Source organism: Lysinibacillus sp. NPDC086135, assembly GCF_044746345.1.
GTDB lineage: Bacteria > Bacillota > Bacilli > Bacillales_A > Planococcaceae > Lysinibacillus.
In genome coordinates, this window is record NZ_JBIVCA010000011.1 from 173,080 (window position 1) to 184,010 (window position 10,931).

The 10,931-nt window shown below is 37.8% G+C and carries 12 protein-coding genes; 10 read left to right on the plus strand and 2 right to left on the minus strand.

Annotated features, from left to right (window positions below):
- The first annotated feature begins 469 nt into the window (after positions 1-469).
- From ACIPKN_RS15855 to ACIPKN_RS15895, 9 genes are all read left to right on the plus strand, one after another.
- On the plus strand, positions 470-1,315 hold the full coding sequence (locus ACIPKN_RS15855; protein ID WP_142509887.1) for an energy-coupling factor ABC transporter ATP-binding protein: 846 nt from the start codon (positions 470-472) through the stop codon (positions 1,313-1,315).
- A complete protein-coding gene (locus ACIPKN_RS15860; protein ID WP_400937686.1) occupies positions 1,291-2,163 on the plus strand; it encodes an energy-coupling factor ABC transporter ATP-binding protein in 873 nt (290 codons plus the stop codon). Before ACIPKN_RS15855 ends, ACIPKN_RS15860 begins: the two co-directional genes overlap by 25 nt.
- Positions 2,160-2,957, plus strand: a complete 798-nt coding sequence (locus ACIPKN_RS15865; RefSeq protein ID WP_400937689.1) for an energy-coupling factor transporter transmembrane component T family protein — start codon at positions 2,160-2,162, stop codon at positions 2,955-2,957. The genes ACIPKN_RS15860 and ACIPKN_RS15865 overlap by 4 nt, the downstream gene beginning before the upstream one ends.
- Before the next feature lie 14 nt (positions 2,958-2,971).
- Entirely contained in the window at positions 2,972-3,712 is a 741-nt protein-coding gene (gene truA, locus ACIPKN_RS15870) for a tRNA pseudouridine(38-40) synthase TruA (protein ID WP_400937693.1), read from the plus strand.
- 513 nt (positions 3,713-4,225) lie between these two features.
- Entirely contained in the window at positions 4,226-4,663 is a 438-nt protein-coding gene (gene rplM, locus ACIPKN_RS15875; protein ID WP_049662886.1) for a 50S ribosomal protein L13, read from the plus strand.
- 25 nt (positions 4,664-4,688) lie between these two features.
- Positions 4,689-5,081, plus strand: a complete 393-nt coding sequence (gene rpsI, locus ACIPKN_RS15880; protein ID WP_004233744.1) for a 30S ribosomal protein S9 — start codon at positions 4,689-4,691, stop codon at positions 5,079-5,081.
- A 201-nt stretch (positions 5,082-5,282) separates the two neighbouring features.
- Positions 5,283-6,233 (plus strand): DUF4822 domain-containing protein, encoded by a 951-nt coding sequence (locus ACIPKN_RS15885; protein WP_400937695.1) that lies wholly within the window; start codon positions 5,283-5,285, stop codon positions 6,231-6,233.
- A gap of 179 nt (positions 6,234-6,412) precedes the next feature.
- Positions 6,413-7,126, plus strand: a complete 714-nt coding sequence (locus tag ACIPKN_RS15890; RefSeq protein WP_400937697.1) for an N-acetylmuramoyl-L-alanine amidase — start codon at positions 6,413-6,415, stop codon at positions 7,124-7,126.
- Positions 7,127-7,198: 72 nt separating this feature from the next.
- Positions 7,199-8,254 (plus strand): P-loop NTPase, encoded by a 1,056-nt coding sequence (locus tag ACIPKN_RS15895; protein WP_400937699.1) that lies wholly within the window; start codon positions 7,199-7,201, stop codon positions 8,252-8,254.
- 54 nt (positions 8,255-8,308) lie between these two features.
- Here the strand turns inward: ACIPKN_RS15895 and gerD are convergent, their stop codons facing one another.
- On the minus strand, positions 8,309-8,911 hold the full coding sequence (gene gerD, locus ACIPKN_RS15900) for a spore germination lipoprotein GerD (protein WP_400937701.1): 603 nt from the start codon (positions 8,909-8,911) through the stop codon (positions 8,309-8,311).
- A gap of 153 nt (positions 8,912-9,064) precedes the next feature.
- Between gerD and ACIPKN_RS15905 the strand changes: the two genes are divergently transcribed.
- Positions 9,065-9,742: a KinB-signaling pathway activation protein gene (locus tag ACIPKN_RS15905; protein WP_400937704.1), complete on the plus strand. Its 678-nt coding sequence runs from the start codon at positions 9,065-9,067 to the stop codon at positions 9,740-9,742.
- A 40-nt stretch (positions 9,743-9,782) separates the two neighbouring features.
- On the opposite strand, the gene ACIPKN_RS15910 is transcribed toward ACIPKN_RS15905, so the two are convergent.
- On the minus strand, positions 9,783-10,439 hold the full coding sequence (locus tag ACIPKN_RS15910; RefSeq protein WP_400937706.1) for a hypothetical protein: 657 nt from the start codon (positions 10,437-10,439) through the stop codon (positions 9,783-9,785).
- Between the last annotated feature and the right edge of the window lie 492 nt (positions 10,440-10,931).

Below are 10,931 nucleotides of genomic sequence, written 5' to 3' on the forward strand. Positions count from 1 at the left end.
GAGGGTGGAATCACCACCCTCTTTCTTTATAAACGATTTATACGACAAATAATTAAGCTGAGCGTTATGATGAGCGGACACTGTTGTGTGGCGTCTCGTTTAGCTCTCCGCACCTCATTCAAATGGAACAAGGGCTTGAGCACCCGTGTTTCTTGAAAATGTAACGACTAGCGCATTTCGAATGAGGTGCGCGCTTTTTTATTTTTTAGGGAAGTATGATAGCGCCAATTTAGTGGTGCTTTTTTTTATAGGCTGATTTATAGAATGCAGTTACGGTAATGTTTGAGGTGCTCCACACCAATATTTGATGTATTCTATAAATTATATTTAGTCCTATTTGTTTTAAAAAAATAAATGAAAAGTGATTTTAGCACTTTTCTTTTATTGACATAATGATTGTAGTAGAATTCATACATAAAAAAGTGTAAGTTAGTTAGTAGAGCTGAGCATGTAGAGAGGAGTTCTAGAAATGCCAGAAATTTTATCATTAAATAATGTGACATTTTCATATACACCAGAAGAAAAAGAAAGTCGCAATGCTGTTGAAAATGTAAGCTTTGCGGTTCAAGAAGGGGAATGGATTGCCATTGTTGGCCATAACGGTTCTGGTAAATCCACCATTGCAAAGCTTATGAATGGTTTGTTATACCCACAGCAGGGCGATGTACGTATATTACGAGAACCATTAAGTGAAGAAAACCTATGGGAAAGCCGTTCACAGATAGGCATGGTTTTCCAAAATCCAGACAATCAATTTGTTGGAGCGACAGTGCAGGATGATGTTGCTTTTGCTCTTGAAAATAACGGAGTACCGTTTGAAGAGATGGTAGAACGTGTACATGCGGCACTTGAGCAAGTAAAAATGAGCGATTTTTTAGATCATGAGCCACATCACTTATCAGGTGGTCAAAAGCAGCGTGTTGCTATTGCAGGTGCACTTGCGATGAAACCCAAGCTCCTTATATTAGATGAAGCTACTTCTATGTTAGATCCACAGGGGCGTGCTGAGGTATTACACACTGTTCAAACTTTACGTGCTGAAACAGGGTTAACGGTAATATCTATTACGCATGATTTAGAGGAAGCCATGCTTGCAGATCGTGTTCTCTTTATGAATGATGGAAAGAAATTTGCTGAGGGTACACCTGGTGAAATTTTTGCACTTGGGGACAAGTTAGTTGAGTTTGGACTAGACTTACCATTTGCCATGAAGTTATCAAAGCTATTACAAAAGGAAGGTGTTCCATTAATGGGACAACATATGACAGAAGAAGAGTTGGTGAATGATTTATGGACATCAAACTTCAACAAGTAAGCTATGCCTATTCACAGGGTACACCTTTTGAAAAACGTGCATTATTCGATGTAGATTTTGAAATCCCTTCACATACGTATCAGGCAATTATCGGACATACAGGTTCCGGTAAATCGACAATTCTTCAGCATTTCAATGCACTTCTAAGACCAACCTCTGGGGAAGTACATATAGGAGATCGCATTGTTGTAGCTGGGAAAAGGGCGAAGGATTTAAAGGCTGTACGTCATAAGGTTGGTATTGTGTTTCAATTCCCGGAGCATCAGCTGTTTGAAGAAACCGTATTAAAGGATATTATGTTTGGCCCTATGAATTTTGGTGTATCAGAGCAAGAGGCAGAAGCACGAGCAAAGGAACTTATAGGCTTAGTCGGCTTACCAGAGAACATACTTGAAAAATCACCTTTTGATTTATCAGGCGGACAAATGCGCAGGGTAGCAATTGCTGGCGTTTTAGCGATGGAACCTGAAGTTATTGTTTTAGATGAACCAACTGCAGGGCTTGATCCACGCGGTCAGAAAGAGATTATGGATATGTTTTATAAGCTACACAAGGAACGCGGCCTAACGACGATTCTTGTAACGCACAGTATGGAGGACGCAGCTCGTTATGCAGACAATATTGTCATTATGCATGAAGGGAAAAATGTACTAAGTGGCGCACCACAAGAAATTTTTAAAGATGTAGAGACATTAAAAAATTTTCGCTTAGAACCACCTCGTATCGTACGCTTTCAACAAAAAATCGAAGCAATGATAAACAAATCCTTCTCAAAGATCTGCTTAACCGAAGAAGAGCTAGCAGCTGAAATTGCTCGGGTACTAAGAGAGGAGCGTGGACAGTCATGATGGAGAAAATGATATTTGGTCGCTTCCTTCCCGGAAATTCTCCAGTTCATAAGCTCGATCCACGATCAAAGCTTATATTTGTGTTTGCATTCATTATTATTGTTTTTTTAGCAAACAACACAGTGACATATGCCTTGTTATTAGCTTTTACTTTACTCATTGTGCTAATATCAAATATTCGTTTATATTTTTTAATTAATGGTCTAAAACCAGTAATTTTTTTAATGTCATTTACCTTCTTAATTCATATATTTATGACGAAAGAAGGTGCACTAGTATTTGAGTGGAAGTTTATTACTATTTACGAAGAAGGTATTCGTCAAGGGATCTTTATTTCGATACGTTTCCTAGTTCTAGTGTTTATGACATCTATTTTAACGCTTACAACATCACCAATTTCCATTACGGATGGTATTGAAGTACTGTTAAATCCATTAAAAGCGGTGAAAGTGCCAGTACATGAGTTGGCTTTGATGATGTCTATTTCATTGCGCTTTATTCCAACGTTAATGGATGAAACAGATAAAATTATGAAAGCACAAATGGCACGTGGTTCAGATTTATCTTCTGGGCCAATTAAAGATCGCATTAAAGCGGTTGTGCCATTACTGGTACCTCTCTTTGTCAGTGCTTTTAAACGAGCCGAAGATTTAGCAACAGCTATGGAAGTAAGAGGTTACCGTGGAGGCGAAGGGCGTACGAGGTATCGCAAGCTAAAATGGGATATGAGTGATACATTTTCACTTGTGTTATTAGTAGCAATGGCCGTTTTACTATTCTTCTATAGAAGTTAAAAGGAGTAAGCTTTATGCGACGATTAAAAGCAATTATAAGTTATGATGGAACGCAATTTTCTGGGTATCAAGTACAGCCTGGAGAACGCACAGTGCAGGCTGAGGTTGAGCGTGTTCTAGCCATTATGCATAAAGGGGAAAAGATAAAGGTAACAGCTAGTGGACGTACAGATGCAAGGGTACATGCAACAGGCCAAACATTGCATTTTGATTCACCACTAGCGATTCCGGTAGATAAATACATGAAGGCATTAAATGTTCAACTGCCAAGAGATATTCGAGTAATGTCGATGGAAGAAGTAGCTGCTGATTTTCATGCGCGCTACAGTGTAACAGGAAAGCGGTACCGATATATATGGTCATGTGAGCCTGTACAAAGTCCATTCCGCAGACAATACACTGTAGAGACAAATGGTGTGAAACCAAATGTTGAGGCAATGCAGGAGGCAGCAAAGGCTATTATCGGTACACATGACTTTTCATGCTTTTGTGCAGCCAATACAAGTGTCAAAGATAAGGTCCGTACAGTGACTACACTACAATTTGAGTGGTATGGTGAAGAGCTTCATATGGTGATTGAAGGAAATGGCTTCTTATATAATATGGTACGCATCATTGCAGGCACACTTTGGGAAGTTGGTATAGGACGTCGTGACATTGAGAACGTGGGGCTAGTCGTTCAATCTATGAATCGCGATCAAGCAGGCAAAACTGCACCTCCACAAGGCCTATATCTTGAGAAAGTCTTCTATTAAAATGGCTTATCCAAAGTTGGGCTGTCATTTGTTTAACGTATATCATGAGGATAAGTTGATTGGAGTGGAGACTTGGCGACTCCTCGGGGATCAGCGATAGAGGAACGAAGGCTAAAAGCATCACATCCTGTGATAACGCCTTCGTGACCAACATCGTGTTGGCCCGAGACCCTGCAGCGTAGCGAAGCGGCTCATCGGACGCCCCCAGGAAAGCGCCCAGTCGGAACGGAAATCAACCACTCGTTTTGGTGATGAGCCATTATAATGATATGAAATTTTTGACACGAAATAACATTATTATTTTAAAAATGAAGGCTCATAAAAGCCCTAATTTAACCAATCAATGAATCTGAACAACTTCGCCAGGTGTTTATTGAAATCGCTTGACTTTAAAAGTCATTCATTATATGATAACAGATGGTATTTTCATTACCACCACAAATAAGCCCCGAAAACTTATAGTGTAGTCTAATGAAAAATAACGGTAATCGAATCGATTAGGAGGATATATACATGCGTACAACATTCATGGCTAAAGGTCACGAAGTAGACCGTAAATGGCTAGTAGTTGATGCAGAAGGCCAAACTCTTGGACGTTTAGCTTCTGAAGTAGCTGCTATCTTACGTGGTAAACATAAACCAACATTCACACCAAACGTTGACACAGGTGATCACGTAATCATCATCAACGCTGACAAAATCCATTTAACTGGTAACAAATTAGAGGGTAAACTATACCGTCACCATACTCAATTTGCGGGTGGTTTAAAAACTCGTACTGCTGGTGAAATGCTAGACAAGTACCCAACAAGAATGATCGAATTAGCAATTAAAGGGATGCTTCCTAAAAACTCTTTAGGTCGCAAAATGTTCACTAAACTTAACGTTTACACTGGAACAGAGCATCCACATGCTGCACAAAAACCAGAAGCATACGAGCTTCGCGGATAATATAAATTAAGAGGAGGATATTACTTTGGCACAAGTTCAATACATCGGCACTGGTCGCCGTAAAAGCTCTGTAGCTCGCGTACGTTTAGTACCAGGTACAGGTAAAATTGTTATCAACAAACGTGAAATCGAAGAATACGTACCATTCGCTGCATTACGTGAAGTAATTAAACAACCATTAGTAGCAACTGAAACTACAGGAAGCTATGACATCCACGTAAACGTTAACGGTGGTGGATACACTGGTCAAGCTGGTGCAGTACGTCACGGTATCGCTCGTGCTCTACTTCAAGTAGACCCAGATTTCCGTGCTGCATTAAAATCTGCTGGATTACTTACTCGTGATTCACGCATGAAAGAACGTAAAAAACCAGGTCTACGCGGCGCTCGTCGTGCACCTCAGTTCTCAAAACGTTAATATCGTTGTTATATCAACGTTTACAAGCCCTTTCTCGAATTTTCGAGAAGGGGTTTTTTAATGTTTTGATACTTCAAGTTCAAGTGTTTCAAAATATCCTGTGGCACTGTTGTTGTATAAATAGCAATTACGATGTGTAATTTATATAGAAATGGCTGATACTATTTTTAGGTTGGTAATTCTGAAAATGGAGGTCAATATATGAAAAAGCTATTAATATTATCCATTGCGGCAATGGCGCTTCTTGGTGCATGTGGTAATAAGACTGATGTAAAAAAAACTGAAGAAGTAAGAACAGGAAATAAGGCAGACCAAAGACAGGTAGAAATAACAGACGGTCAAGCGAATGCTGAAATTCTTAGTAGTTCAGATTGGCAAGCCACAAAAGTTTACGATAAAAATAATAAAGACTTAACAGCGGAAAATTCAAATTTAATGGGCCTAGCGAAATATGACGCTAATTCAGGACGCTATGAATTCTTCGATCCGAATACAGCTGGAAGCATCGACGATAAAGGGGTTTTCTTTATTACGAATGATGGAAAGCATAGAATATTGATCTCAGAAACAAAAAATTACCAAGAAATTGCGGATATTACTAAGCTAACAAATAAAATGTTTACTTATAAACGAATGGGGAAAGATGCAAATGGTAGCGATGTAGAGGTATTTGTTGAGCATGTCCCTTATAAGGAAAAACACTTAACATTTACTGCACCAGATAAAAAATTAAATAATTCTACAGGTCCTATTGTTCAGGACGTTGATGGAGATAAAATTTTAGCTGGTACACTTTGGCAAGGAACAGTTGTATTAGATACAAGTAAAAATGATGTAACACAATATAATACAAATTTTATTAGCATTGCGAAATACGATGCTAATACGAATAAATATGAATTTTTCAATCCTAAAACAGGTAAAAGTCGTGGTGACTATGGATACTTTAATGTGATCGATGGAAATAAATTAAGAGCTCATGTTTCAATTGGTGAAAATAAATATGGGGTTGTACTCGAAATTACTGAACTAAATAATAAGAAATTCACATATATCAGAACTGGTAAAGATAAAGACGGTAAGGATATAACAGTATTTGTTGAGCATGAACCTTATACAGGTAAGTATAAACCAGAATTTACACTAAAATAAAAATTAACGGCTTTAGTCCATGTATTATTAATGGAGTAATGCCGTTTTAGCATTACTAATAAAGTATCTTCCATTACAAGTTTAAACTCTCAACTTTAATACTTGAGAGTTTTTTTTACTTTCTGGCATAGTTCAATCACTAACTTCGTACACTATCTGTAAAAGGGTGGTGGATATGGGTGAAGCGCTGGCTTGCACTAGGAGTAATTATGCTAATGAGTATAGTGGTCGTGGCATATGAAACGAATGCTTCGAACCGTAACTTCTTCTTACCGGACCCACTTGGTGGCATAAAAATTGTCATTGATGCGGGACACGGAGGTCAGGATGGAGGTGCTTCAAAGGGCGAAGTAATTGAAAAGGTTATTACACTTGCAATTGCCCAGCATGTGGAGAAGCAATTAAAGAAAAAAGGCGCAATAGTCGTAATGACACGAACAAAAGATGGCGATGTTATTGATGAGCACGCGGCATCAGAAAAGTTTGGAACATTGAGAGAACGAAAAAAGCAGGACATCTTTTTAAGAAAAGACATAGTAGAAAAAGAAAAACCGGATATTTTTATTACAATTCATGCAAATGCCATTCCTGAAACAAAATGGCGTGGAGCTCAGGTATTTTATCATAAAGAAGGACATGCTGAAAGTGAATTTTTAGCAAAGAGCATTCAAGATTCCATTCGCACTAATTTGAAAAATACAGATCGAGAAGCAATGTCTATACAACAAATATATTTACTGAAAAAAGCTGAGGTACCTGCTGCACTAGTAGAAACAGGATTTATAAGTAATGATGAGGAACGTGCACTATTAACTGATAAGAAATACCAAGAAAAAATGGGAGATGCTATTGTTGAAGGTATAGAAGAGTATTTATTAGCTAAAATTGAATAGAGCAACAACACAACGTAAATCAAATCATATATGATATACTAACATTGAGATAATATAAGGGGAGTGTTCGTCGTGATAACTGAACAACAAGTACGGGAAATACTAGGACAACTACAAGATCCATTTTTACATAAATCATTTGCAGAAACAGACGGTATTACAAACGTAGCAATAAAAGAAGAGAAGAATCATGTCAGTGTAAAAATTGCGATTGCTAAAACTAATACACCTGAACAATTACAGCTACAAATGAAAATTGTTGAAACTCTGAAAGAAGCAGGTGCAAGTACAGTAGGTATTCGTTTCGAAGAGCTGTCAGCAGAAAAACTACAGAGCTTCCGTGGCGTAGCAACTGAGGCTGAGGCACAAGATATTTTATCTCCACTTAGCACAGTCCAAGTTATTTCAATTGCCTCTGGTAAAGGCGGTGTAGGGAAATCTACAGTTTCAGTTAACTTAGCTGTTGCATTAGCTCGTCTAGGTAAAAAGGTTGGCTTAATTGATGCTGATATTTATGGATTCAGTGTGCCTGATATGATGGGTGTTACAGATATGCCTAAAGTGGTAGACAATCGGATTTTCCCTGTTGATCGTTTAGGTGTGAAAATGATTTCAATGGGCTTCTTTGTTGAAAATAACGCACCGATTGTATGGCGTGGGCCAATGTTAGGGAAAGTGTTAGATCAGTTCTTCCGTGATGTAGAATGGGGTGAACTAGACTATCTATTATTGGATTTACCACCAGGTACAGGTGACGTTGCATTAGATATTCACCAAATGCTTCCTTCTTCAAAAGAAATTGTCGTAACAACACCGCACCCAACCGCAGCGTTCGTTGCAGCTCGTGCAGGTGCAATGGCTTTACAAACAGATCATGAAATTTTAGGTGTTATTGAAAACATGGCATGGTATGAATCGAAATCAGGTGATCGTGAATTCGTATTCGGTCAAGGAGGAGGTCCTAAGTTAGCAGAAGAACTACGTACAGAGCTACTTGGTCAAATTCCTCTTGGTCAGCCTGACTGGTCAGAGGAAGATTTTGCACCTTCTGTTTATGCTGAAAAACACACAACAGGACAAATTTATTTAGACATCGCGACGAACATCATTAATAAATTAAATAAATAATGAAAACGGATTTCCTCGAACAATGGAGGAAATCCGTTTTTCATATATGAGTGGTTACTCAGAGCCTTTTTGCTCATTACCTCCACCACTGCCACCAGCCTCTTTTTTACCGCCGCTAGCTTTACCTGTCTCGCCACCGCTTTTCTTAATAAGCTCCTGCCATTTCGTTTGCATAAGCGGACTTTCAATCGTTTCCTTGACGACTTCCTCCATTTGTTTTCTCATATTGGAGGATTTTAAAATAGTCTCTAACTGCTTTTGCATATCTGGCTGGCCAAAGAAAGCTTCCATATCTTTTTGGAAAGAGGGATCTTTTATTAATTCCTTCATAATATCCTGTTGCTGCTTTTGCATACTTTTAGCTACAGTTTCTTTAAACTTTGGATCTTCGAATGTTTTCTTCCAAAAGTCTTCTGCTTCTTTGGAAAGCAGTGTAGCTTCGGTAGCTTTTTTCACTTCATCATGCTCCAAAACCAATAATTCACGGAAACTTGGTTCCTCTAAAAGCTTTCGCAACGCCTTTTTACCATCCTCGGTTTGTAAAGAGTCGATCATTATTTTTTTTATTTCATCATAGGACATGGTAGAGGCTTTATCTGGTGAAGAACAGGCAGAAAGAAAAAGCATTAGGATTAGTAGTAAGAAGAATTTTCGCATCAATCGTCAGTCCTTTCTATAAATAGACTCTTTCAATTATTGTTCACATTTATGATGACTTTATGTATTGGTTACGATGAGAAATAGCTTTTTTAACAATGCATTGTTAAAATAAGTACAGATATACATTTAGAAATTGGGGGACTTTTAGTTGTGACGATACGAAATTGGGCAAAGTTTTTCTTCTTTGCAATGCTCGTTGGTGGCGCAGTCAACGGACTTTGCAGTTTATTTATTCGATGGGACTTCTTCCAACCATACATAACAAACGGTCACTGGGGCGAATTTTTTGCCGGGCTTTTATGGATGGTTTTCTTAGGATTTACGATGAGTGTTATTGCACAAGCGGGCTTTTTTGCTTATTTAACGCTTCATCAAGTGGGAGTAAATATTTTTAGAACACTTACATTATGGAATTGGGTACAGCTGTTATTAATTGCTATTACTATTTTTGATATTATATTCTTCCGCTTTATACCAGGTGTAAAAGATGGTCAAAGCTGGTTATTCTATGTTGGTTTGTTAATTGTATTACTATTAGGTGCTATTGCAACAGCCATTCAAAAAGTAAAATTAACAGGGAAAAAACATGTGTTCATTTCGGCATTATTTTTTATGATTGTCGTTACAACACTTGAATGGACAATTGCATTAATGGGTCGTGATGAAAATATTAACGAGTATGTTGCACTTTTACTATTCCCACTTCTCGCTGTAAATGCTTATCAATTATTAGTATTACCAAAATATAATGCAAAATCCGAAGAAGATCGTCAAAAATTAGAAGCGCGCCGCAAAGCACGTCGTCGTGAACAAGCTAAAAATGCATAATAAAAAGAAGTTGCCTCTATTTTTGGAGGCAACTTCTTTTTTATGGTGATTTTTTAGTTTGAACTTTATAGCCGAATATATTTTCCTCAATCGACATAAATTTATTTTGTTGTAGAAATGTATTCAGCTCTTTAAACGAGATCTTATTATTTTGGTGTAAAGACATAAAAACAAAATCTCCCTTTTGTAATTTAGGTGTTTTTTCACCTTTCCAGATGAGAGAGGGAGAAAGTATATTCATCTGCTGTTGAAATAAGTTGTTTTGTAAATCCTGCGAATACTGGTGATTTCGTGTTGCAAACCAAAGTGGTGTTTTTTGAAAATGCTTTTCGTAAATTTTAATATCTTTTTGAACGACGGCAAGATCAATTGGCTTATCTACTGAATCCTCAGGTCCTAATAATCCTGTAGGTAGTTTTCGCTCTTGAATGATTTTTAGTTGCTCAGGTGAACGTTCAATCCATGCAGCATCTAACAATAGAAGCGGATAAGGTTCTTTTACAGTTTTAAGCCAGTCCAACAGGGTGTCATCAGAGAAAGAAATTTCGACAATAAGTGATGTACCATAATGTCCTTTTGTTACAACTGCTGGAGCATCAGCAATGTTGAATACAGAAATCATAGTAGAATTTATCGGCTTTATAAAGACAAATAGTATTACGATTAAAAACAGTGAAATCAACGTTTTACGAACCATCTTAACGACCTCGTTTCTATATTTTTAACTTCTTTCAGCAAATGTTTTCGTAGCGAAAGTGAAACGTCAGCTACAAATGTTTCCTGGGCGGTGAGATGAATGCGGATCTCAGCTACTCCCTGTGAAAACGTCTAAGAACATCGTGTTGACCCAAAGCTTTGTCACGTCGCATCCATGCGATAACGGCTAACTGACCTGCATCGGTGCTACAGACGCTACACTTTCGCACAAAAACCATTTGCAGACCTAAGCATAAAGCCGATTCCGGACGCAATTAGCCGAGGCATAATTGATATGAAAAAATAAGTTCCTAAAAAAACTTATGATTTAGTGTTGACTTTCATGAATAATCGATGTTATTATGTATAAGTCGCCAAGAGGTGACGCAGTAAATGAAAAAATGAACCTTGAAAACTGAACAAGCAAAACGTAATCAATAAAGTTTTTATTAACTAACCATGAGTTAGTGAACGAAACAAAATTTTGGACATC